This is a genomic window from Pseudomonas sp. 65/3-MNA-CIBAN-0223, from assembly GCF_040310425.1.
GTDB lineage: Bacteria > Pseudomonadota > Gammaproteobacteria > Pseudomonadales > Pseudomonadaceae > Aquipseudomonas > Aquipseudomonas gregormendelii.
Genome location: NZ_JBEOPV010000009.1, coordinates 263312 through 285168 on the forward strand (window position 1 = coordinate 263312; position 21857 = coordinate 285168).

Annotated in this window: 21 protein-coding genes; 11 read left to right on the forward strand and 10 right to left on the reverse strand. The window is 60.2% G+C overall.

From position 1 onward, the window contains the following. The first annotated feature begins 9 nt into the window (after positions 1–9). A complete protein-coding gene (locus AAEZ09_RS13820) occupies positions 10–351 on the forward strand; it encodes a DUF6124 family protein (RefSeq protein ID WP_350599768.1) in 342 nt (113 codons plus the stop codon). A 155-nt stretch (positions 352–506) separates the two neighbouring features. On the opposite strand, the gene AAEZ09_RS13825 is transcribed toward AAEZ09_RS13820, so the two are convergent. Next, a complete protein-coding gene (locus AAEZ09_RS13825; protein ID WP_350599769.1) occupies positions 507–683 on the reverse strand; it encodes a hypothetical protein in 177 nt (58 codons plus the stop codon). A 136-nt stretch (positions 684–819) separates the two neighbouring features. Here AAEZ09_RS13825 and AAEZ09_RS13830 point away from each other — a divergent pair, with 136 nt between their 5' ends. After that, complete coding sequence (locus tag AAEZ09_RS13830) at positions 820–1971, forward strand: M14 family metallopeptidase (protein WP_350599771.1); 1152 nt, start codon at positions 820–822, stop codon at positions 1969–1971. Positions 1972–2008: 37 nt separating this feature from the next. On the opposite strand, the gene AAEZ09_RS13835 is transcribed toward AAEZ09_RS13830, so the two are convergent. Next, positions 2009–2554 (reverse strand): cytochrome b, encoded by a 546-nt coding sequence (locus AAEZ09_RS13835; protein ID WP_350599772.1) that lies wholly within the window; start codon positions 2552–2554, stop codon positions 2009–2011. After that, positions 2551–3636 carry a catalase family peroxidase gene (locus tag AAEZ09_RS13840; protein WP_205892932.1) on the reverse strand — a complete coding sequence of 362 codons (1086 nt, stop codon included), beginning with the start codon at positions 3634–3636 and terminating at the stop codon, positions 2551–2553. The genes AAEZ09_RS13835 and AAEZ09_RS13840 overlap by 4 nt, the downstream gene beginning before the upstream one ends. Positions 3637–3794: 158 nt before the next feature. On the opposite strand from AAEZ09_RS13840, the gene AAEZ09_RS13845 reads away from it, so the two are divergent. The 4 genes from AAEZ09_RS13845 to AAEZ09_RS13860 all read left to right on the forward strand — a co-directional run bounded on the left by AAEZ09_RS13845 (position 3795) and on the right by AAEZ09_RS13860 (position 7731). Further along, complete coding sequence (locus AAEZ09_RS13845; protein ID WP_045060179.1) at positions 3795–4301, forward strand: sigma-70 family RNA polymerase sigma factor; 507 nt, start codon at positions 3795–3797, stop codon at positions 4299–4301. After that, positions 4298–5050, forward strand: a complete 753-nt coding sequence (locus AAEZ09_RS13850; protein ID WP_350599774.1) for an anti-sigma factor family protein — start codon at positions 4298–4300, stop codon at positions 5048–5050. Before AAEZ09_RS13845 ends, AAEZ09_RS13850 begins: the two co-directional genes overlap by 4 nt. A gap of 91 nt (positions 5051–5141) precedes the next feature. Continuing rightward, positions 5142–6263, forward strand: a complete 1122-nt coding sequence (zapE, locus tag AAEZ09_RS13855) for a cell division protein ZapE (RefSeq protein ID WP_350599775.1) — start codon at positions 5142–5144, stop codon at positions 6261–6263. A gap of 154 nt (positions 6264–6417) precedes the next feature. Then, on the forward strand, positions 6418–7731 hold the full coding sequence (locus AAEZ09_RS13860; RefSeq protein WP_350599776.1) for a leucine-rich repeat-containing protein kinase family protein: 1314 nt from the start codon (positions 6418–6420) through the stop codon (positions 7729–7731). Positions 7732–7818: 87 nt separating this feature from the next. Here the strand turns inward: AAEZ09_RS13860 and AAEZ09_RS13865 are convergent, their stop codons facing one another. Together AAEZ09_RS13865 and AAEZ09_RS13870 are read right to left on the reverse strand one after the other, a co-directional pair. Further along, entirely contained in the window at positions 7819–8526 is a 708-nt protein-coding gene (locus AAEZ09_RS13865; RefSeq protein WP_350599777.1) for a YebC/PmpR family DNA-binding transcriptional regulator, read from the reverse strand. Positions 8527–8731: 205 nt separating this feature from the next. Then, the gene (locus tag AAEZ09_RS13870; RefSeq protein ID WP_350599779.1) at positions 8732–9592 is read right to left on the reverse strand and encodes a LysR substrate-binding domain-containing protein; all 861 of its coding nucleotides are present in this window, start codon (positions 9590–9592) and stop codon (positions 8732–8734) included. Positions 9593–9701: 109 nt separating this feature from the next. Here AAEZ09_RS13870 and AAEZ09_RS13875 point away from each other — a divergent pair, with 109 nt between their 5' ends. From AAEZ09_RS13875 to AAEZ09_RS13885, 3 genes are all read left to right on the forward strand, one after another. Then, a complete protein-coding gene (locus AAEZ09_RS13875; protein WP_350599780.1) occupies positions 9702–10829 on the forward strand; it encodes a 2-aminoethylphosphonate--pyruvate transaminase in 1128 nt (375 codons plus the stop codon). A gap of 109 nt (positions 10830–10938) precedes the next feature. Continuing rightward, a complete protein-coding gene (gene phnX, locus AAEZ09_RS13880) occupies positions 10939–11766 on the forward strand; it encodes a phosphonoacetaldehyde hydrolase (RefSeq protein WP_205892927.1) in 828 nt (275 codons plus the stop codon). Between the two features lie 186 nt (positions 11767–11952). Next, the gene (locus AAEZ09_RS13885) at positions 11953–12501 is read left to right on the forward strand and encodes a cytochrome b (RefSeq protein WP_205892926.1); all 549 of its coding nucleotides are present in this window, start codon (positions 11953–11955) and stop codon (positions 12499–12501) included. 14 nt (positions 12502–12515) lie between these two features. Here AAEZ09_RS13885 and AAEZ09_RS13890 read toward each other — a convergent pair whose 3' ends face one another. Together AAEZ09_RS13890 and AAEZ09_RS13895 are read right to left on the reverse strand one after the other, a co-directional pair. Continuing rightward, entirely contained in the window at positions 12516–13448 is a 933-nt protein-coding gene (locus tag AAEZ09_RS13890; RefSeq protein ID WP_350599782.1) for a 1-aminocyclopropane-1-carboxylate deaminase/D-cysteine desulfhydrase, read from the reverse strand. A gap of 134 nt (positions 13449–13582) precedes the next feature. Continuing rightward, complete coding sequence (locus tag AAEZ09_RS13895; protein WP_045060170.1) at positions 13583–15622, reverse strand: NADPH-dependent 2,4-dienoyl-CoA reductase; 2040 nt, start codon at positions 15620–15622, stop codon at positions 13583–13585. A 208-nt stretch (positions 15623–15830) separates the two neighbouring features. Here AAEZ09_RS13895 and AAEZ09_RS13900 point away from each other — a divergent pair, with 208 nt between their 5' ends. Together AAEZ09_RS13900 and AAEZ09_RS13905 are read left to right on the forward strand one after the other, a co-directional pair. After that, complete coding sequence (locus tag AAEZ09_RS13900; protein WP_350599783.1) at positions 15831–16961, forward strand: nitrilase-related carbon-nitrogen hydrolase; 1131 nt, start codon at positions 15831–15833, stop codon at positions 16959–16961. Between the two features lie 3 nt (positions 16962–16964). Beyond that, the gene (locus tag AAEZ09_RS13905; protein WP_350599785.1) at positions 16965–18005 is read left to right on the forward strand and encodes an AraC family transcriptional regulator; all 1041 of its coding nucleotides are present in this window, start codon (positions 16965–16967) and stop codon (positions 18003–18005) included. 300 nt (positions 18006–18305) lie between these two features. On the opposite strand, the gene AAEZ09_RS13910 is transcribed toward AAEZ09_RS13905, so the two are convergent. The 3 genes from AAEZ09_RS13910 to AAEZ09_RS13920 all read right to left on the reverse strand — a co-directional run bounded on the left by AAEZ09_RS13910 (position 18306) and on the right by AAEZ09_RS13920 (position 21764). Further along, entirely contained in the window at positions 18306–19166 is an 861-nt protein-coding gene (locus AAEZ09_RS13910; protein WP_045060168.1) for a DUF2242 domain-containing protein, read from the reverse strand. 219 nt (positions 19167–19385) lie between these two features. After that, positions 19386–21257, reverse strand: a complete 1872-nt coding sequence (locus AAEZ09_RS13915) for a SurA N-terminal domain-containing protein (RefSeq protein WP_350599786.1) — start codon at positions 21255–21257, stop codon at positions 19386–19388. 234 nt (positions 21258–21491) lie between these two features. Then, positions 21492–21764, reverse strand: a complete 273-nt coding sequence (locus AAEZ09_RS13920; protein WP_002552737.1) for an HU family DNA-binding protein — start codon at positions 21762–21764, stop codon at positions 21492–21494. Positions 21765–21857: the final 93 nt, after the last annotated feature.

The following is a 21857-nucleotide window of genomic DNA, read 5'->3' on the forward strand; positions in this document are numbered from 1 at the left end:
TACGTCACCATGGCAATCACCAGCACCGACCTGCCCGACGAGCCAATGGATACCGCCCTCAACTCGCCACAGGGCTTCGCTGCCGCACAGCGCGCGCTCGATCATTACTTGAAACCAGCCGTGTCAGCAGAGCCCGAACAACCGCGCTTTTTTGCTGTAAACAAGAACGTCAGCAGCGAGGAGGCACTTGTACATGCCTCTGACCTGATGCGGTGCGCGGCCTCCATTGCCTATGAGTCGGCCAGTAACCTTCGAGGCGCCAGCCGGGACCTGACGCTGTCGACGGTGCACCTGATCGATATGGCCAGGGCCATGGTGGATCGGTCGCTTGACGAAGGTAAGAAGGGCTGAAACGAAGGCACCAGGAAAGAATTTCCCTGGCGAACAGCGAAAAGCGTTTGACTTGCAAACGAGAATGATTATTATTGAATCATCTGGTCGCGAGATCAGTCGATGGACCAAGAGACCTTAGGTCGGTCTCCTGGACTATCTCCTCATCAGGCTAATCACGGTTTTTGACCCGGCTTTTTGCCGGGTCTTTTTTTGCCAGTTATTCTGGCTTTTGGCTTCAGGCTAATGAAGTCTTCAGGCACTGCAAATTCGATGGCGCGGATGATATCAAAAGAATGTTCCTTGGCAAGGGAGGCCCGGTAACATTGGGCCAAACTATTGATAAATAGCACTTGAGAATCAATCGCACAGCCTCTAAGCTGCGTCCGCGTCAAGGAGGACGCCCCCCAAATTCCTGGCAATTTCCCCGATTTTTCCCTTCCCTGCGTGTAAAGTAACAGCCATAAAAATCATATTCAGGAATCGACTATGACCGTGGCTAAATCCTCTTTCGACATCAGCGCAAATTTCGACAGCGGCAATATTGAAGTGATCGATATCAGCAATCCGCTGCAAGCGTTGCTGGCCATTCGACCCGATACCCGCAGCCCGCACTTCCAGTGGTTCCACTTCAAGGCCAGCGGCCTGCACGTGGGCCAGGAGCACTGGTTTCGCCTGAGTAACGCCAGCAAGTCCTCCTATAACAAGGCCTGGGACGGTTACCAGGCCGTTGCCTCGTATGACCACGTCAATTGGTTCCGGGTACCCACCATCTTCGAAGGCGACTGCCTGCGCTTCAGCCTGGAAGCCACTGCTACCCATGCCTGGTTCGCGTACTTCGAACCCTACAGTCGCGGGCGGCACGACTGGCTGATCGAGCAGGCGCTGACCAAGGCCGGCACCGAGCTGCTGGCTACCGGTAAAAGCGTCGAAGGCCGGGACATCCAGCTTCTGCGCAAAGGCACCGGAGCCGAGGGTCGACGCAAGGTGTGGATGATTGCCCAGCAGCACCCGGGCGAACATATGGCCGAATGGTTTATGGAAGGTGTGATTGAGCGCCTGGAAAAACACGACGACCCGGTCCTCAACAAACTACTGGCCAGTGCCGATCTGTACCTGGTGCCGAACATGAATCCGGACGGCGCCTTCCATGGCCACCTGCGCACCAATGCCATGGGCCAGGACCTGAACCGCGCCTGGCAGAACGCCAGCCAGGAAGTCAGCCCCGAAGTGCTGTTCGTGCAACAACAGATGGAACGCTACGGCGTTGACCTGTTCCTCGACATTCATGGCGACGAAGAGATTCCCTACGTGTTCACCGCCGGCTGCGAGGGCAACCCTGGTTACACCCCGCGGCTCGCCAAACTCGAAGAGCAATTTCGCAGTCATTTGAAGCACCTTACCAAGGACTTCCAGACCAAGCACGGCTACACCCGCGATGAGCCGGGCAAAGCCAACATGACCCTGGCGTGCAACAGCGTCGGCGAGAAATTCGACTGCCTGTCGCTGACCCTGGAAATGCCCTTCAAGGACAACGACGACGCGCCGAACCCGCTGACGGGCTGGTCGGGCAAGCGCTCCAAACAGTTGGGCAAGGACGTGCTGACGACTGTTGCCGACATCGTTGACGTGTTGCGCTGATTGGCTATGGCCGCAGCTGCAGCTGCGGCCATCGAAGTCAGGCGCGGTCCTTGCCCCGCAGCATGCTGTCGAGCACCTCGTCACGGCGCACCCAGCCATGGAACAGCGCCGCCGCCAGGTGCAGCAACACGGTCAGGAACAGCAGGTAGGCCAGGTACCCGTGGGCCTTGCGCAAAATGGCAAATACCTGCGCGTTGGCCGGCACAATCGAAGGCAGCTGCAACGAACTGCTGAGCATTACCGGATCGCCCGCCGCCGAAATCATTGCCCACCCCAGTAGAGGCAGTACCAGCATCAATGCGTATAGCAGCAGGTGCGAGCCTTTGGCCGCGAGCACTTGCCATCCCGGCAAATCGGCAGGCAGTGGCGGCTGTCGAGTGGAGAAACGCACGACGATGCGCACGATCACCAACACCAGAATGGCGATGCCCAAGGGTTTGTGCAGGTGGATCAGCCACTCATGACGCTCGGACACCGAGGCAACCATGCCTGCCCCAATAAACAGCATGGCAATAACCATCAGTGCCATCAGCCAGTGCAGCAACCGCGCCAATGGCGCGAAGTGGTTCGGTAGAGTGCTCATTGGCGAGCCTCCTGTTGGGCGGCGGGCAACTGGCTGACTTCACTGGTACGACGCAAGTAGGAACTGGCATAACCGGCTGAACGAGCGGCGAGCAGTGGATCGCCCGAGCCCTCGATGCCGGCAGGTAGTACCAGCGGGTCATAGTTGATGTCCCGGCACTCGCCACTGAGTTGCGGCTGGACGTTTTCGAGCACCAGAGTCCCGGCATTTACCACCTTGCGCCCTTCGGGCCAGGCCTTGCTGGCATCGTCTATCGGATCACCGGGGTTGGCCAGGGTGATGTTCAGCTGCCAGCGCAACGGCCCGGCGCCCATTCGCTGGGCCAGGTCCTGCTCGAGAAAATCGGTGCCTTGCGGCGCCGTCGCACCGGGTGAATCCTGGGCAACCGGCACCATGCTCCAGCGCACCGCCTGGCGCTGACCGGCGGCGTTGACCAGGTAAAACGCGTTCACGCTGTTGTAGGTTTCAGTCACGTAGCTGGCCGAAGGCTTGGCGGTCTTGATCCACGCCAGAAACGGCGCTGCTTCCGGATGCGCGCCGAAGAATGCTGGTACCGCCGCAGGGTCGGGTTTCCCGGTGGCGGGTACGGGTGACTGGGCCTGCTGCAATTGATAGAAGGCTTCGGGGGTGCCAACCGGGAACACCGGCATGCTGTTCATCCCGGTGCGCCATTGTTGTCCATTGGCCTGGGTAAAGCGCAGCGCCATGCTGCGGATCGGCACGCTGCTGTCCGGTGCGTAGGGATTGCCAGCCGGCAGCGCGAACCGCCCGACCACCGGGGTGCGTGCTTCATTGAATACCTGGGCGCTGGAGTAGCTGCGCGCCTCGCCGCTGCTCTCGAAATGCCCGATCACACAAACACCTTTGGAGTGGTTGCGCCGGTACCCCGGGTGCACGCCGTTGTTGGTTTCCAGCACGTTGATCAGTTTTTTCGGCGTCAGCCGCTGTGGGTCAAATGTGCCGTTGACGTAGGCAAAGGCCCCGGCAACGGCGGCGACCACCAAAGCGATACCGCCAAGGCGCAACACCAGGCTGGTGGCGCTCAGCGGTGGCCGGGTGGGCGGTGATGAGCGATCTACCATGAAAGACTCCAGGGCCTGTGGCCGCAAGTGAGAAGAATCAAGCAGACGAACCCCCGGACGGTTTATTCCATCACCGGGTGTTTATTTATTCGCGCGTGGAATAACCTCGAACGCCGAGCGTCTTCCTGGTCCACAGCGTAGTGACTAGTCAGAACTTCATGAACGATATCGACGAACAACTGAGTGAAATCATTCCCAGGTTGAGGCGATTTGCGCTGTCCCTGACGCGTAATCCCAGCAGCGCCGATGATCTGGTGCAGACCTGCCTGGAGCGCGCACTCTCACGCTGGAGCGACAAACGCCCGGAGGGAGACTTGCGCGCCTGGTTGTTCTCGATTCTCTATCGACAGTTCCTCGACGCCCACCGGCGCTCCCGGCGTTATGCGCGAATGCTCGAATTTTTTACCGGCCGTGAAGAAGCCGAGCCGTCTGCAGAGCGCACGGTGATCGCGCAATCGACGCTCAAGGCCTTCGACCAGCTCACCACCGAGCAACGCGCACTGTTGCTGTGGGTATCAGTCGAAGGCTTGAGCTACAAAGCGGTGGCCGAGATTCTCGAAGTGCCCATTGGCACCGTGATGTCCCGCCTGTCCCGCGCCCGCCAGGCGTTGCGCCAGCTCAGCGAAGGTGAAATCACCCGCCCTGCCCTGCGGAGACTCAAATGATCAGCATGCCCCCTGACGAGCGTGATCTGCACGCCTACATCGACTGCCAGCTCAGCGCGGCGGACCGACTTCTGGTTGAAACTTATCTGACAAACAATCCGCACGTGGCCGCCACCGTGCGCGCCTGGCAGCAGGATGCCCAACAGTTGCGAGCCGACCTGAGCGGCGCGCTGCAGCAACCGGCCAATCCGCAGCTGCAGCCGGCGCTCATTCGCCAAGGGCTCAAGCGCCAATCCCGCCGTCACCTGGCCAGCGCCGCCGTACTGCTGCTGGCCGTCGGCGTTGGCGGTTTCAGCGGCTGGCAGGCCCGGGAAATGACCCTGCTCAGCGCTGCGGCACCGATGGCCGATGCCATGCAGGCGTATCGTCTGATCGCACAGCAAGGCCTGTTGCCGGCGGACTTCAAAGTCGGCGAACAGGGCGACATGCAGGCCTGGCTAGACCGTTATTTCACCCAGGCCAACCGTCTTCCCGACCTCGCTCACGCCGGCTTCAAACCGGTCAGCGGGCGCCTGCTCAGCACCGAGCAAGGGCCGGCGGCGATGGTGGTCTACGAGAACCGGAACGGACAGAAGATCAGCTTCTACGTGCGCCCGCCAGGGCCGAAGAACTTCCTGCTACCCCGAGGCAGTCGCAGCGATGGTGAGCTGCAGGCCGAGTACTGGTCAGGTGCCGGGTATAACTATGCAATGGTCAGCCCCAGCGATACGCCGGCGGCGCAGTTGCTCAGGAAAACGAAAACGTTTTGACCCACAGCGCTGGAAGCAAAACTACCCATTTGGTTAAACTGTGCCGCCGCCGCGCGGGGCGCCGGCGAGAAAATCACGGGGTGACATTCCAGTGGCTGTTCGACCACCCAAGCGTTTGCGACTCACACCACGTTGGCCCGCACTGCGCCGCCTGTTTGCCAAGGCATCGACTACACCGGTGGCCAGCGCAAGGGTGATCGACGACTACTTTCGCCACAAGGCGCATGCCCAAGGCTATACCCTCAGCCACAGTCAGCAGCGCGTGATCGATTGCATGGCGCACTACGCCCCCTTGCTGCCAGGCTCAGCGCAGCGAAAACTTCCCGGGCTGTATCTGCACGGCGCCGTGGGGCGGGGCAAGAGCTGGTTGCTGGACGGCTTTTTCCAGGCCATCCCGATCGCCGAAAAAAAGCGGCTGCACTTCCATCAGTTTTTTGCCCAACTGCATCAGGAAATGTTCACTCATCGCGAGCAGACCGATGCCATGGAGCTCAGCCTTGACCACCTGCTGGACGGTTGTCGGGTGTTGTGTTTTGACGAGTTTCACGTCCACGATATCGGCGACGCGATGCTCATCACCCGCTTATTCCAGGCGCTGTTTCGCCGAAGCATCCTGCTGCTGGTCACCTCAAACTATCCGCCGGAAGGCTTGCTGCCAAACCCGCTGTACCACGCACGTTTCAAACCGGTCATCGACCTGATCAACTCGAAAATGCAGATCATGGAAGTCGGCGGGCCCCACGACTACCGCAGTCAGGCGCGGCACCACGCCCAGCAAGTCTTCACCCATGGACATTACCTCTGGCCGGACACACTGCAGATCAGACGCCGGTTGAATTTCCCAGAGGCTGATGCTCCGCCCCTGCAACTGTCTGTCGGCACCCGTCAAGTGCAGGCCCGCTTCAGCGATCGGCGCACGATCGGATTCACTTTCACCGACCTGTGTGAACACCCCACGGCCGTCATGGACTACCTGGAACTGTGCCGACAGTTCGACCACTGGATCATCGTCGACCTGCCCCTGCTCGCCGACACCACCATCGCCGCGCAGCAGCGGTTTATCAACCTGGTCGACGTGCTTTACGATCAGGACAAACACCTGACGTTGGTCAGCCAGCATTCGCTGAGTGCGAGCCTGGGTGGTGATGCAATCGACCTGGCGCGAACTCGCAGTCGGCTGGGGCAGTTGATGGAAATCAATGAGTTGAATTGATCATTCTTCGCCTTGAATGCCAATCGCGAGCAGGCTCGCTCCCACAGGTGCTCGGAAATCATTGTGGGAGCGAGCCTGCTCGCGATTGGTACAGTCACCACATGTCTCGCTATCATGCGGGCGCCCCTCTCCAAATGAATAGCGAATCGATTTCATGGACACCCTTGACCAACTGCGCGCCGGCCAACTGGCGGGCAGCACCCGCCTTGATCTCGCCTGCGGCCTGAGTGACTTCCCCCGGGAAATATTCGACCTGGCGGACTCCCTTGAAATCCTCAACCTCAGTGGCAACGCGCTCAGCCAACTACCAGACGACCTGCATCGACTGACCCGCCTGCGGGTGTTGTTCTGCTCGGACAACCTGTTCACCGAACTGCCCGCATGCCTGGGCCAGTGCAGTTCATTGACCATGGTCGGTTTCAAGGCCAACCGCATTACGCAGGTTCCCGGCAGCGCACTCCCGCCATTGCTGCGCTGGCTGATCCTGACTGACAACTGCATCAGCGAACTGCCGAGCGAACTGGGCGCGCGCCCGCACTTGCAAAAACTCATGCTCGCCGGTAATCAGCTCCAGCGCTTGCCTGACAGCCTGCAACACTGTCATCGACTGGAACTGATCCGGGTCGCCGCCAACCAGCTAACCGAACTCCCCGAATGGCTGCTCACCCTGCCAAGCCTGACCTGGCTGGCGTACGCCGGTAACCCGCTGGAAACCGAGGCCGATGCTGCGCTGCTTGAATCGACTGCCGTCATCCCCTGGCCGGCATTGCGCCTTGAGCAGCAACTGGGCGAAGGTGCTTCCGGGGTGATCCATCGAGCGACCTGGACCCGACCAGGCGCTGGGGAGCTGCCAGTGGCGGTCAAACTCTACAAAGGTGAGATGACCAGCGACGGTTCGCCCTTGCATGAAATGAACGCGTGCATCACTGCAGGCGAGCACCCCAACCTCATCCGGGTCGAGGGACGAATCGTCGACCATCCACAGGCTCAGGCCGGACTGGTCATGGAGCTGATAGAGCCGAGCTTCCGCAACCTGGCGGGTCTGCCGAGCCTGGATTCCTGCAGCCGCGACGTCTACGCCGATCACACCCGCTTCAGCGCCAGTGTGGCCCTGCGCATCGCTCGCGCCATCGCATCGGTGGCCGAACATCTGCACCGCCAAGGGATCACCCACGGCGACCTCTACGGCCACAATATTCTCTTTAACGAGCGGGGTGATTGCCTGCTGGGAGACTTTGGCGCGGCGTCTTTCCACGCGAAGTCAGACAGTGTCGAAAGCCGTGCCTTGCAGCGACTTGAAGTGCGCGCCTTTGGGGTACTGCTGGGGGAATTGCTGGAGCGGATCGATTCGGGCTTGACCGCGCATGGCCGTGAACGACTGGAGCAATTGCAACAGCGTTGCTGTCAGGCGCAGGTGATGGAGCGGCCCGGGTTTGGCGAGGTGGTCCGGGTTCTACAGGATCTGTGACCGGCACAGACCCTGTCGCACCAAACTCGCTCCCACGACCCGTGGGAGCAAGCCTGTCCGCGATAGCGGTATTACCAAAGAAACCGATTAACCCGCCAAGCCGACAAACATGTCCTGCACATCATCATGGTTGTCCAGGCCTTCGAGGAAAGCCTCGACTTCAGCCATCTGTTCGTCGCTCAAGCCACTCACCGGGTTCTTCGGCTGGTAGCCCAGCTTCGCCGACAGTACGGTAAAGCCGTGCTCAGGCAAGGCTTTCTGAACCGCATCGAGGTCCGCAGGCTCGGTCAGGAACAGGGTCGTGCCCTCTTCTTCGCCCGGCTCAAAATCCTGTGCACCGGCTTCGATTGCGGCCATTTCCGGATCAGCATCCGGGCTGTCCGGGGACGCCTCGATCATGCCGACATGGTTGAAATCCCAGGAAACCGAACCCGAAGCGCCTAACTGGCCCTTGCGAAAGGCAACACGAATCTCGGCAACAGTACGGTTGATGTTGTCGGTCACGCACTCAACGATCAGCGGCACCTGATGCGGGGCAAAGCCTTCGTACGTCACACGATGGTATTGCACGGTTTCGCCGAGCTGTCCCGAACCTTTCTTGATCGCACGTTCCAGGGTTTCGCGAGGCATGGACGCCTTCTTCGCCTGCTCCACCACCAGGCGCAAATGCGCGTTAGTCGCGACATCGGCACCATTGCGCGCGGCAATCGTGATTTCCTTCACCAATTTGCCGAAAATCTTGCCCTTGGCATTGGATGCCGCTTCTTTGTGTTTAACCTTCCACTGTGCGCCCATTACTCACTCTCTTGTCTGTGGCGCCGAAACATCTATTGGCCGACGCTTTGTGCAAGTTTATACGGCCTAAAGTCGGCAATCGACCAAAAATTCCACCGGTCTGATCGCCATGATGGACAGGCTTCTTCAATGATGGTGGCTCCCACAAGGAAATGCGCTAACCGGCTGTGGGAGCAAGGCTCGCCCGCGATGGCCGCACTGCGGTCTATCCGCCCGGCGCCAATTCAAAGAATGCCTGGATCAAGCGCAAATCCCGCCGCCGCGCCATGCACCCCATCATGTGCCGATTCACCAACCCCTCGCCCATGATCGGCACCGCCGTCACCCGCGGGTCATGGCTGACTTCCACCGAAGACACCACGCCAACGCCCAACTCAGCCGCCACGGCTTCGGTCACTGCCTCGCGGCTGTCCAGCTCCAGTAATACCCGCGGACTGACACTGGCCTGGAGGCAGGCATCATCAAAGGTTCGACGGGTAATCGAACCCGGCTCGCGCAACACCATGATCACCTCGTGCAGCTCCTTGAGAGACACCTTCAAACGTTGCGCCCAGGGATGATTTTGCGGCACCAACGCGCACAGCCGTGATTCGCTCAACGCTTGCAAATGCAGGCCTTTGCGGGGCTCGACCTCAGTGAGTACGGCAATGTCCGCATGCTCGGACAACAACGCAGCCAAGGTCTCCTGGGCGTTACCCAGGCGCAGGTTCACCGTGATTCCGGGGTACCGGGCGCGCAAACTGGCAAGCATCGGCATGACCAGGTGCGGCCCGTCCGCCGCCACCTCCAGGCGCCCGGTAAGCAACTGCCGGTTAGCCTCCAGCATCACCTGCGCTTCCTCGGCCAGGCCAAACATCGCCCGGGTGATCGCCGCCAGTTTGGTGCCTTCCTCCGTCAGTTCCACCCGTCGCGCAGTACGGCGCAACAAGGTGATCTGGTAATGCTCTTCCAAAGCCTTGATGTGCCCGGTGACTGCCGGCTGGCTGATGAACAGCCGCGCAGCGGCCCTTGTGAAGCTGCCTTCGCGCGCCACCGCATCGAAGGCGCGTAGCTGGAACAGGTTCATGAATAACCCTCACTGATGACTGGCATAACAACAAACAATTTGATTGATAGCACGGCAAATTGCAATTTAAGTCCCGTAGCTTCATGCCATCGATTGCGAGGACACGAGAATGAGTACTGCCGAGCCCATCCTGCTCACCCCTGGCCCGTTGACCACTTCGGCGCGCACCCGTCAGGCGATGATGGTCGACTGGGGTTCATGGGATGACCGCTTCAACCACCTTACCGCCAGCCTCTGCGAGCAATTGCTGGCAATCATCAACGGCGGCGAAAGCCACCACTGCGTGCCACTGCAAGGCAGCGGCACCTTTGCGGTAGAAGCGGCCATCGGCACTTTGGTACCCCGTAACGGCAAGGTGCTGGTGCTGATCAACGGCGCCTATGGCAAACGTCTGGCGAAAATCTGCGAAGTCCTCGGTCGCTCTTTCAGCACTTTCGAGACCGCCGAAGACGAGCCCACCACGGCGGCCGATGTCGACCGTCTGTTACGGGCGGACGCCAGCATTACCCACGTCGCGTTGATTCACTGCGAAACCAGCACCGGCATCCTCAACCCGCTGCCGGAAATCGCCCAGGTCATCGCGCAACAGGGTAAACGCCTGATCATCGACGCCATGAGTTCCTTCGGGGCCTTGCCGATCGACGCTCAGCAGGTGCCATTCGATGCGCTGATCGCCGCCTCGGGCAAATGCCTCGAAGGCGTACCGGGCATGGGTTTTGTTTTCGCCCGCAAGGAAGCCCTGGCCAATGCCGCCGGCAACTCCCATTCCCTGGCCATGGACCTGTTCGACCAGCACACCTACATGGCCAAGACCGGCCAATGGCGCTTCACCCCGCCGACCCACGTGGTCGCGGCGCTGCATGAAGCCCTGCTGCAATACAACGAAGAAGGCGGCTTGCCGGCCCGGCACCAGCGCTACGCCAACAACTGCCAGGTATTGCTCGACGACATGGCCAAACTGGGCGTGCGCAGCTTTTTGCCCGCTGCGATCCAGGCGCCGATCATCGTCACTTTCCATGCGCCAAAGGACCCGCGCTATCAGTTCAAGGAGTTCTACGAACGGGTCAAGGCCAAGGGTTTCATTCTCTACCCCGGCAAACTGACCCAGGTCGAAACCTTCCGCGTCGGCTGCATCGGCCACGTCAACCAGGCCGAGATGCACGCGGCTGTGGCGGCGGTGGCTGAAGTGCTGCGGGAGATGGAAGTGCTCGAAATCTATTGCTCCTGCTCGCGATGACGCCTGATCAGTCAACACACCGTGGAATGAAAGACTGCTTTGCCGAGCAGGCTCACCCCTACATAAAGCCAATCATTTGAACATTGTGCCCACACAGGAATTCGTCACCATGAACTACAACAACCCAACCAAACTCCAGGCCGCCATCCTCGACTGGGCCGGTACCGTCGTCGACTTCGGCTCTTTCGCGCCGACCCAGATCTTCGTCGAAGCCTTCGCCGAGTTCGACGTCCAGGTGTCCATCGAAGAAGCTCGCGGGCCGATGGGCATGGGCAAGTGGGATCACATCCGCACCTTGTGCGATCAGCCACAGGTTGCCGAGCGTTATCGCGCGGTGTTCGGACGCACGCCCAACGACGATGACGTCACCGCCATCTACAAACGCTTCATGCCCCTGCAGATCGAGAAAATCGCCGAGCATTCGGCGCTGATCCCCGGCGCACTGGATACCATCGCCAACCTGCGCCAACAAGGCATCAAAATCGGTTCCTGCTCCGGTTACCCGAAGCAGGTCATGGACAAAGTGGTCGAGTTGGCGGCCACCAACGGTTACGTCGCCGACCACGTGGTCGCCACCGATGAAGTTCCGAACGGTCGCCCATGGCCGGCCCAGGCGCTGGCCAACGTGATAGCCCTGGGCATCGACGACGTTGCCGCGTGCGTGAAGATCGACGACACCGTGCCGGGCATTCTCGAAGGACGTCGCGCGGGAATGTGGACGGTTGCCCTGATCTGTTCGGGTAACGCACTGGGCCTGGACTACGAGGGCTATCGCGCCCTCGGCAGTGACCAGCTGGACAGCGAGCGCCAGCGCATTCACGCCATGTTCGAAGGCTCGCGCCCGCACTATATGATCGACACGATTTCGGACCTGCCCGAAGTCATCGCCGACATCAACCAACGCCTGGCCAACGGCGAAATGCCTCAGACGCGTTGATCACGCTGTCGTGATCCTCCAAGGCGCCAGCCCCCGTCGGGCCTGGCGCCTTTTTTGTTGGCTGAAGATTGACCCAGGGCATTGAAAGAAGCATCGCGACAGGCGCACGGGACGAAACGGGCTTACAGTTAAGGCACACCGTCGAAAGAGCGGTGAACCTGCAAACCGCCCGTGAGGAATACCTGTATGCCGTGGAAGAGTTCTGAATCACGTTACAGTACCGTATCCATCACCTTGCATTGGTTGATGTTGGTCCTGCTGGCGCTGGTGTATGCCTGTATCGAGTTTCGTGGAGCGTTCCCCAAAGGCAGTGGCGGGCGGACGTTGATCACCGAATCGCATTTCATGCTCGGCCTGACGGTCTTCGTCCTGGTCTGGCTGCGCCTGTTGGCGCGCAGTGTCGGCCCCGCCCCCAGAATATTCCCGGCCTCACCGCGCTGGCAAAACGCACTCGCCAAGGCGATGCATTGGGCGTTATATCTGTTCATGATTGCCATGCCGATACTGGGTTGGCTGACCACCAGCGCCAAGGGCCACCAAGTGATGTTCTACGGCTTCGACCTGCCGCTACTGATCCCGGAAGACAAGGCGCTGGCGAAACAGATCGAGGGCTGGCATGAGCTGGGTGGCACGATCGGCTACTGGCTGATTGGGCTGCATGCACTGGCGGGGCTTTATCACCATTACGTGGTGCGTGATAACACCTTGTTGCGGATGATGCCTAAACGGGGCTGAGGCGAACGCGGGGCTCAGGGACTTGGCGCCGTCTGAAATCCTCGCCGGCCTTGCAAGCCGCCCGTATGGATGAAGATCAGGCGCGACCCTGGCTTGAGTTTGCCGGCGTCGATGTGCTGTTTTAGCGCGAGCAATGCCTTGCCGGTGTAGAGCGGTTCCAGTGCAATACCGCTGGCCTGCTCGGTCTGCTCGATGAATTCAAGTAACGGCGCATCGACCTTTGAGAACCCGCCGCGACTGGCGTCGAGCAATTGATAAGCGCTGTGGGGCGAACCGGCCTGCTGCATGATTGCTTCGACCTGCTGCTCCACGCCATGGTCATCCGGCACCGCCAGCGCGCCGTGGACCGGATGCGCACCCGCCTCCGCGAGCACCAGGCCGGCCAGGGTGGTACCGGTGCCACAGGCCAGCCACCAGCCGTCGTAACCACTCCAGCCCAGGCCATGCAATTGCTGGGCGACCATCGACTTGAGTTGCATGCAGCCTTTGGCCCCGAGCAAACCGCCGCCCCCTTCCGGCACCGCCAGCAAGTCTGGATACAGGGCGCGCCAAGGCTCCCAGAACCCTGCCTCATGCCGCGCGCGATAACCGCCATAACCCAGCCAGTGCAATTGCATGCCGTACGCCCGCAGGTCTAGAACGGTGGGCGTGTCCTGGGGATGACCGCGCAACAGCCCGACGGTGCCGAAGCCGAAGCGCTTGCCTGCCGCCGCTAATGCGTGGAGATGATTGGAGTGCGCGCCGCCGAGGCTGATGATGCCCTTGGCACCGACGAGGTCTGCGGCCTTGAGATGCTCAATGAGCTTGAACCATTTGTTGCCGCTGATCAGTGGGTCGATCTGGTCGAGGCGCAGGACGGCGACTTCGATACTGGATCGTGAGAGCCAATCGAGCTGAAGGGGTTCGAGGGGGGCGTGGGGGAGCCAACTGGAAGGAGGAAAAAGCATTCGCGTCTGATTGTACTTGGAAAGAGCCAGCATTCTAGTCGCTTGAAGGACGCTATCGCGAGCAGGCTCGCTCCCACACTGAATCTGTGGGAGCACGCCTGCTCGCGACAGCCATTGGCACGCTGGACCTGCTGTTACAACTGCGCAGCCAGTCGCGAACCCTGGTTGATGGCGCGCTTGGCGTCCAGTTCGGCCGCCACATCCGCGCCGCCGATCAGGTGCACATTCTGTCCCGCCGCGACCAGGCCATCGTGCAACTCGCGCAATGGGTCCTGCCCGGCGCAGATCACGATATTGTCCACCGCCAACACCTGCGGCTCGCCGGTTTCGCCAATGCGGATATGCAAACCCTCATCATCGATCTTCAGGTACTCGACACTGTTGAGCATCTGCACCTGTTTGTTTTTCAAGCCGGTGCGGTGGATCCAGCCGGTGGTCTTGCCCAGACCGTCACCGACCTTGGATTTCTTACGTTGCAGCAAGAACACTTCACGGGCCGGAGCGTGGGGCTCTGCCTTGATTCCGGAAACGCCGCCGCGCGCCTGCAGAGCAGTATCGATACCCCACTCTTTCCAGAACGCTGTCCGGTCCAGGCTGGTCGATACGCCTTGGTGCACCAGGAATTCCGAGACGTCGAAACCGATACCCCCCGCACCGATCACCGCCACGCGCTTGCCTACCGGTTTGCGCTCGAGGATCACGTCCAGGTAACTCAACACCTTGGCATTTTCCACCCCCGGAATCGCTGGCGTTCTCGGCGCGATACCGGTGGCGAGAATGATCTCGTCGAAACCGCCCTCCACCAGTTGCGCGACGTCTACACGGGTGTTCAGGCACAGTTCCACGTGGGTGGTCTGCAGCTTGCGCCCGAAATAGCGCAAGGTTTCGAAGAACTCTTCCTTGCCCGGCACGCGCTTGGCGATGTTGAACTGGCCGCCGATCTCACTCGCCGAATCGAACAGCGTCACCTGATGACCGCGCTCTGCGGCCACGGTGGCCGCCGACAAACCGGCAGGACCGGCGCCGACGACGGCAATTTTCTTGATCTGCTGCACCGGCAGGTAGTTGAGCTCGGTTTCATGACAGGCCCGCGGATTCACCAGGCAGCTGGTGAGTTTGCCGCCAAAGGTGTGGTCCAGGCACGCCTGGTTACAGCCGATGCAGGTATTGATTTCATCGGCGCGGCCAGCGGCGGCCTTATTGACGAAGTCGGCGTCGGCGAGGAATGGTCGCGCCATCGACACCATGTCGGCGTCGCCTTCGGCCAGAATCTGTTCGGCGATTTCCGGTGTATTGATGCGGTTGGTGGTGATCAGGGGAATGCTCACCGAGCCGCGCAGCTTGGCCGTGACTTTGCTGAACGCGGCTCGCGGTACCTTGGTGGCGATGGTCGGGATGCGCGCTTCGTGCCAGCCGATACCGGTGTTGATGATGGTCGCGCCAGCCTGTTCGATGGCCTTGGCCAGGGTGACGATTTCTTCCCATGAGCTGCCGCCTTCCACCAGGTCGAGCATCGACAGGCGGAAGATGATGATGAAATTCGGGCCTACCGCTTCGCGCACTCGCCGGACGATTTCCACCGGCAGGCGCATGCGGTTTTCGTAGCTGCCACCCCAGCGGTCGGTGCGATGGTTGGTGTGAGCCGCGAGGAACTGGTTAATGAAGTAACCTTCGGACCCCATGATTTCCACGCCGTCGTACTCGGCTTTCTGTGCCAGGGTCGAGCAGGTGACAAAATCGCTGATCTGCTTCTCGATGCCTTCCTCGTCCAGCTCTTTAGGCTTGAACGGGTTGATCGGCGCCTGGATGGCACTCGGCGCCACCTGCTTGGGGCTATAGGCATAGCGGCCAGCGTGCAGGATCTGCATGCAGATCTTGCCACCGGCCTCGTGCACGGCGCGGGTGACGATCTGGTGTTTGAGTGCCTCTTCCTCGGTGGTCAGCTTGGCCGCGCCGGAGTAAACCCCGCCCTCGTCGTTCGGGCCGATGCCCCCGGTGACCATCAGGCCGACACCGCCACGAGCGCGTTCGGCAAAATACGCCGCCATGCGCTCGAATCCACCCGGCTTCTCTTCAAGGCCGGTGTGCATCGAGCCCATCAGGGTACGGTTGCGCAGCGTGGTAAAACCCAGGTCCAGCGGGGCCAACAGGTGCGGGTAATAAGCGGCGGCCATCGGTAACTCCACAACGAGCGATCACGGAAAAAGTGCAGGAGCTCTACGGCCCCGTCATTCATGCTGAACAGACTAAGAGCCGCGCCGCCATCGCTCAATGACCGAAACTGACAACTTATTGATCCAAATGTGCAGCGCCCCTTGGCAAGCGCCGGCATGGGCCCTACCCTACTCGCGAACCCTGCACACGGCCGTTGACTGTTTTCCCATGCGCAAACTTCTGTACCTGACCTTATCCATGGCATTGATTGCCGCCCTGACGACCTACGCGATGTGGGCCGCAGACCGTCCCGTGGGACATTACCTCTCCGACCTGCGCATTGATCTCGCGGTCGACCAGGGTGTTCCGGGCACTCATGGCAACCTGTTGGGTATCCAACCCGAGTTGTTCCCCACCGATTATCAAAGCCCGGCGCGCCTGCATCGCAAACTGGCGGCTTACCTGCAAAAGGCCGAACAACAGGGCCTGCTCAACGAAAAAACCATCGTCGTGCTGCCGGAACACGTCGGCACCTGGCTGATGGTGAGCGGCGAAAAAGACGAGTTGTACCAGGCCACCACGCTGAAGGAAGCCATGAACTGGCTGGCCGCGAGCAACCCCTTGAAGTTCGCCCGGGCCTGGATCGGCGACGAAGGCGACAATCGCCTGGATGACGCGCATTTGCGAATGAAGGCCAAGGGCATGGCCAAGGACTACCAGGCACTCTTCGGTGGCCTGGCGAAAGAATTCAACGTGACCCTGGTCGCAGGGTCCATCGTGCTACCCGAACCGAGCATCATCGATGGCAGGCTGAGGATCGGCCGTGGTGCGCTGTTCAACAGCAGCGTGGTGTTTGGTCGTGACGGATTGCCAATCGGCCAGCCACAACGGCAGATCCATCCGGTGTTCGATCAAAGTGATGTGATCGCTGCCAATGGCGAGCACGCCATGAATGTCGTCGACACGCCGGCCGGACGCCTGGGCGTACTGATCGGCAGTGACAGCTGGTACCCGGACAACTACCGCAAACTCAACGAACAGGGCGCGCAACTGGTAGCAGTACCGGCCTATGTCATGGGACGCGGCGCCTGGGATCAACCATGGCGCGGCTACAAAGGGCTGGCCACTCCGAGCTCGGTCAGCCTCAAGGCCGGTGAGCTCAGTGAAGGCCAGGCCTGGCAACGCCTGACCCTTACTGCGCAACCACCGAGCAGCCAGGCCATCGGCGGCATGAGTGTGTTCCTGCGTGGCCAGTTCTGGGACAAGGGTAGCGCCGGGCATAGTTTTCTCAGCAGCAACGGCCAGCATTTTGCCGACGGCGATGCCCGTGGCGCACGCCTGCTGAACCTCTGGTTGTAGGCCATGAAACCGCTGCCGATGCGCCTCGGAGACCTGTCGGTGGGCTTCGTCCACAGCCTGGCCGATGCGGTGCGCAGCCACGACCTGGACCCACAGCCCTTGCTCGAGCAATACGGGCTCGACGCCGCGCGCTTGAGCGAAGCCGGTGCGCGGTTATCGATCCCTCGCTACATGCGCCTGGGCCACAGCGCAATCCAACTGACCGGCAATCCCGCACTGGGTCTGCGCATGGGCCAGCTCAGTCGCCTGAGTCAGGCCGGCCTGGCGGGCATCACCGCCGCCCAGGCTCCGACAGTACGCGAAGGAGCCCGCTGCCTGAGTCGCTTTGAAGCCTTGTACGGGTCCAATTACCGCGGCCAATCGAGCTTTCACGAAGACGCCCAGGGTGCCTGGTTGCGGTTCTATTCCATCAGCCCGTACAACAGCTACAACCGCTTTGTGGTGGATTCGATCATCTCGGGCTGGTTGCATCAACTGTCGAGCCTGTGCCCTGCCCCGTTGCGCGCCGAACGCATCGAAGTCGAGTTCCAGACCCCAGACTACGCGCAAGCTTACGAAGGCCTGGGCGACTGCCCGATTCAGTTTGGCAGCGAGCACAACCAGCTGCGCTTGAGCCTTGCCAGCCTCGGCCAGCGTAACCCGGAGCACTGCCCCAGCACTTGGCGCCACCTGTTGCAGCTGTGTGAGCGGGAACTGGAACAATTGACCCGCACGCGCAGCCTGCGTGAACGCATCACTCAGCTGCTGGGGCCGTTATTGAATGGCGGCCGGGAACCCGACCTGGAAGAAGTGGCGGCACGCCTGAAGCTGCCCACCTGGACCTTGCGGCGCAAGCTTGCTGAAGAAGGCACGCAGTTTCGTGCAATCCTCAACGATACCCGTCGCGACCTGGCCATGACCTACATCCGTGACACCGAACTGGCATTCGGAGAAATCGCCTATTTGCTGGGCTTCGCTTCAGCCGAAGCCTTTCAAAGGGCCTTCAAGCGCTGGAGCGGCCAAACCCCCGGCGAATTTCGCCGAAGCCATCGCCAATCAGCCTGAGGCCTAGAGCTCGGTAGCGTCTTCGGCAGGTTCCAGCGGATCGAGTTCGAATGCCTGGTACTCGAGCAGTTCTTCTTGATAATCGTCCATTGTTACATCCCTCACTGCTCGTTAAAAAAACGCCTGAATAAATGACCAGCGCCTTGAGCATAAAGTGCCCGCATGAAAGAAAAATGACGCAGGTGCGCCGCTCGGCGGCTACCGATTAAAACGTAGCAGGCGTCAGGGAATTTATCGCGGGGGTTTTTCTAGACAGGCCGTAGAGCTACGGCCTGGGTGACATGGATCAATGACCGAATATTACTGACCTGAAGCGGGCATGGCCGGGATCGGTTCGCTGGGCGGCGGCAGGCTCGATTCGGGCGGTGGCGTGACTGTTTCAGTCGATGACGCAGGCTCGCTGACTTCGGCTGGCGTGATCGGTGCCGCTTCAGCCGGTGGCGTAACCGGCTCGGAAGCCGCAGGAGCCGTTTCGATCGGCGCCGGGGCAGGTTCCGTTATCGGTGCTGCTGGCGCCGGCTCAGCAGCCGGTACTGGTGCTGGTGCGGGTACCAGCGCAGCCGGTGCCGCCTTGGTTTCAGGCATGCCCAGATCGGTTTTCGGCTTTTCCGGAATGTGTGCAGCTTTTTTTGCTTCCGGGGGCAGGAACAGCTCGACCAGGGCAAAAAAGCGTTCGTAGAATTTGGCGGACGATACCGTTTCGCTGGCCACCTTCACCATCGAATCATCCGACGAACCGATCGGCATCGATACCGAGCCCAACACACCGACACCCAGGCTTGCGGAATTGTTGGTCTTTTTCAATGCATAGCGGTCTTGCAAGGCGTTGGCGAACATGGTCGCGTGGTGCCCTTCGCTGCCGTCATCGGCGCACACCACACTGAAACTGATTTCCATGTGGGTTTCGCCAGTCTGCTGAAAGCTCTTGTGGCCACTCACCAGTTTTGGATCGCTGCTGGTGATGATATAGCCCTGGCTCAACAGAGCCCGACGAGCGGCTTCACAGGTTTGTGCGTCGGTCACCGGGTAATTGCGTGAAAACGTACCGGAGTCATCGAAGTTCTCATGCTCGTAGATGGCGGCTTTCTTCGACGAACAGCCGGCAGCAGCGCCCAGCACCAATGCCAGCCCGACAACACGCATGGGAAATGATTTAAACATTGAACATCCTGAAGAAAACGGTCCGGGGCGTATTGTGCAACAGATCGATGCTTAGCGTCGCATCGATTGCGTCTTGTAACAATTACAGGTGGTTGACCATCATTTCAGCCTCCCATTCCATCTTGCTTATCAGCAATGTCACTTAACCGAATGCGAGCTCAAAAAAAAACCCCAGCCGGCTGGCTGGGGTTTTCGTCTAGCGTGTAGCGTGGCAAGGCATCAGAAACGCTTGATGTCTGCAGCACTTTCCAGCTGTTTACGGTACGCGGCAAAGTCCTGCTGGCCAATGCGCGAGGCGAGGAAGCGACGGTATTGAGCCTTCTCTTCGTCGGTCGGTGCAGCGGCTTCGTTGACCGAATTCAGTCGCACGATTACCAGGCTGCCATCTGCCAGGGTCACGCTGCTGTAGGTCGGTTGGTCCTTGGCAGTCGGCTTCGGCATGCGGAACAACGCCTGCAGCACAGCCGGGTCAACCCCTTCCTGAGCACGAGTGGCGGCTTCGATGACTTTCCAGCCTTGACCGTCAATCGCCTTGTCCGCTGGGGCCTTGCCCTCGCGCAGGCTGGCGATCAACTCGTCGGCCTTGGTCTTGGCGGCAGCACTGGCGTGCTCCTTGGCCAACTGCGAACGAATGCTGGCATTCACGCTTTCCAGCGGCAGTTGGGCAGGCTTGAGGTGTTCCTTTGCACGCAACACGATCACAGTTTCAGGGTCCAGCTCGATGGCGGTGCTGTTGGCACCTTCATCCAGTACTTCCGGGCTGAACGCTGCAGTGACCACGGCACGATTGGCCGTAACACCTTCGCCACCCTCGCGGCCGAACGGCTTGGAGGTGTGCACGGTCAGGTTCAAGTCCTGGGCCGGCTGTGCCAGGTCGGAGGCTTCGAACGAGGAGTCTTCGAGCTGCTTGGTAGCCTCGACGAAACGCTGTTCAACCTGCTGGGCTTTCAGTTCGCGGGTCAGCTTGTCTTTCAGGCTGGCCAGCGTCGGCACTTCAGGTGCTTCCACGCCCAACAGCTTGATCAGGTGGAAACCGTAGTCGGTGCGAACCGGTGCGGAAACCTGATCCTTGGCCAGGGTGTACAAGGCCGTTTCGAAGGCCGGGTCATACACACCCGGACCTGCGTAGCCGAGGTCGCCACCGTTGTTCGCCGAACCCGGATCCTGGGAAAATTCCTTGGCCAGCGCCTCGAACTTCTCGCCCTTGGCCAAGCGCGCCTGAATGTCTTCGATCTTCGCCTTGGCTTGCGCCTCGGTGACCTTGTCATTCACTTCGATCAGGATGTGCGCCGCCCGACGCTGCTCGGACAGGTTCGCGATCTCTTTCTGATAAGCCGCCTGCAGGTCCTCGTCCTTGACGCTGACCTGATCGAAGAAGGAGGACTTCTTCATTTCGATGTAATCGATGACCACCTGGTCCGGCGTCATGAACTCCTTGGCGTGCTCGTCGTAGTAAGCCTTGACCTCATCGTCAGTCAGCTTCACAGCCGCCGGATCGGCCTTGACATTCAAGGTGGCGAAATCACGGGTCTGTTTTTCCAGGCGAGCAAACGCAAGCACTTGGGCGTCGGTGACAAAACCGCTGCCTGCCAGGCCTGCACGCAACTGGCCGATCAGCATTTCCTGAGCCAGCATCTGACGGAATTGCATCCGGCTGTAGCCCAATTGACGAATAACCTGATCAAAGCGCTCGGCGCTGAACTTGCCGTCCACCTGGAACTCAGGCGTCTGCAGGATCACTTGATCCAGAGCAGCCTCGGAAAATGCGAACTTGGAGTCCTGCGCACCTTGCAGCAGCAGCTTGCGGTCGATCAGGCCCTTGAGGGCAGATTCGCGCAGCATTTTCTCGTCGAGCAGCGAGGCATCGAAATCCTTGCCCAGCTGTTGCATCAGCTGACGGCGTTGCATATCAACCGCCTGGCTGAGCTCGCTCTGACTGATTTCTTCACCATTGACCTTGGCCGCGTCCTGGCTGTTGCTAGTCGCCTGGAATATGGCTTCGACACCGGTGAAAGCCATCAGTACAACGATGATCCCGATAATGGTTTTGGCAATCCAGCCTTGTGAATTGTCCCTGATATTTTGCAGCATGCGTCCCCCAGAAACGGTTGAACTTCAAAATTAGGCAACCGTGGAGCGTGGGTAGAATCCGGATAGAAGAAAGGCGCATCCGAGGATGCGCCTTCTCGTAACTGGCGGAGCGGACCGAGGGGATCGAACGTGCGACCCTCGGCGTCTCGGACCGGCGACTCGCCGACTGGACTACCGCTCCGCTGCCAGGTCAGGTATGACCCCGACCCGGATAGGCAAAAACCTGAATCGAACTTAGTTGACAGCTTCTTTCAGTGCTTTACCGGCTTTGAAACCTGGTTTCTTGGCGGCTGCGATTTCCAGCGTCTTACCGGTCTGTGGGTTACGACCAATGCGAGCAGGACGATCAGTCACGGAGAAAGTACCGAAGCCAACCAGAACAACAGAGTCGCCAGCCTTGAGAGCGCCAGTGACGGATTCGATTACAGCGTCCAGCGCACGGCCAGCAGCAGCTTTCGGGATATCAGCGGATGCAGCGATAGCATCAATCAGTTCCGACTTGTTCACTCTAAGTCCCCTTATATCTATTTGAGTATGATTCTAAGTTTTTTGGTGAAAGCAAAAACGAGTGCTGAATGGCCTACAGACACTATAAGAGCC

Bases quoted from the DNA above. Each gene is read 5' to 3' on its own strand.
- phnX (WP_205892927.1), top strand. From the start codon at position 10,939: ATGAACTACAACAACCCAACCAAACTCCAGGCCGCCATCCTCGACTGG.
- AAEZ09_RS13835 (WP_350599772.1), bottom strand. From the start codon at position 2,554: ATGAGCACTCTACCGAACCACTTCGCGCCATTGGCGCGGTTGCTGCAC.
- AAEZ09_RS13885 (WP_205892926.1), top strand. From the start codon at position 11,953: ATGCCGTGGAAGAGTTCTGAATCACGTTACAGTACCGTATCCATCACC.
- AAEZ09_RS13860 (WP_350599776.1), top strand. From the start codon at position 6,418: ATGGACACCCTTGACCAACTGCGCGCCGGCCAACTGGCGGGCAGCACC.
- AAEZ09_RS13830 (WP_350599771.1), top strand. From the start codon at position 820: ATGACCGTGGCTAAATCCTCTTTCGACATCAGCGCAAATTTCGACAGC.
- AAEZ09_RS13900 (WP_350599783.1), top strand. From the start codon at position 15,831: ATGCGCAAACTTCTGTACCTGACCTTATCCATGGCATTGATTGCCGCC.
- AAEZ09_RS13910 (WP_045060168.1), bottom strand. From the start codon at position 19,166: ATGTTTAAATCATTTCCCATGCGTGTTGTCGGGCTGGCATTGGTGCTG.
- AAEZ09_RS13905 (WP_350599785.1), top strand. From the start codon at position 16,965: ATGAAACCGCTGCCGATGCGCCTCGGAGACCTGTCGGTGGGCTTCGTC.
- AAEZ09_RS13820 (WP_350599768.1), top strand. From the start codon at position 10: ATGGCAATCACCAGCACCGACCTGCCCGACGAGCCAATGGATACCGCC.
- AAEZ09_RS13870 (WP_350599779.1), bottom strand. From the start codon at position 9,592: ATGAACCTGTTCCAGCTACGCGCCTTCGATGCGGTGGCGCGCGAAGGC.
- AAEZ09_RS13890 (WP_350599782.1), bottom strand. From the start codon at position 13,448: ATGCTTTTTCCTCCTTCCAGTTGGCTCCCCCACGCCCCCCTCGAACCC.
- AAEZ09_RS13875 (WP_350599780.1), top strand. From the start codon at position 9,702: ATGAGTACTGCCGAGCCCATCCTGCTCACCCCTGGCCCGTTGACCACT.
- AAEZ09_RS13915 (WP_350599786.1), bottom strand. From the start codon at position 21,257: ATGCTGCAAAATATCAGGGACAATTCACAAGGCTGGATTGCCAAAACC.
- AAEZ09_RS13845 (WP_045060179.1), top strand. From the start codon at position 3,795: ATGAACGATATCGACGAACAACTGAGTGAAATCATTCCCAGGTTGAGG.
- AAEZ09_RS13865 (WP_350599777.1), bottom strand. From the start codon at position 8,526: ATGGGCGCACAGTGGAAGGTTAAACACAAAGAAGCGGCATCCAATGCC.
- AAEZ09_RS13840 (WP_205892932.1), bottom strand. From the start codon at position 3,636: ATGGTAGATCGCTCATCACCGCCCACCCGGCCACCGCTGAGCGCCACC.
- AAEZ09_RS13850 (WP_350599774.1), top strand. From the start codon at position 4,298: ATGATCAGCATGCCCCCTGACGAGCGTGATCTGCACGCCTACATCGAC.
- AAEZ09_RS13895 (WP_045060170.1), bottom strand. From the start codon at position 15,622: ATGGCCGCCGCTTATTACCCGCACCTGTTGGCCCCGCTGGACCTGGGT.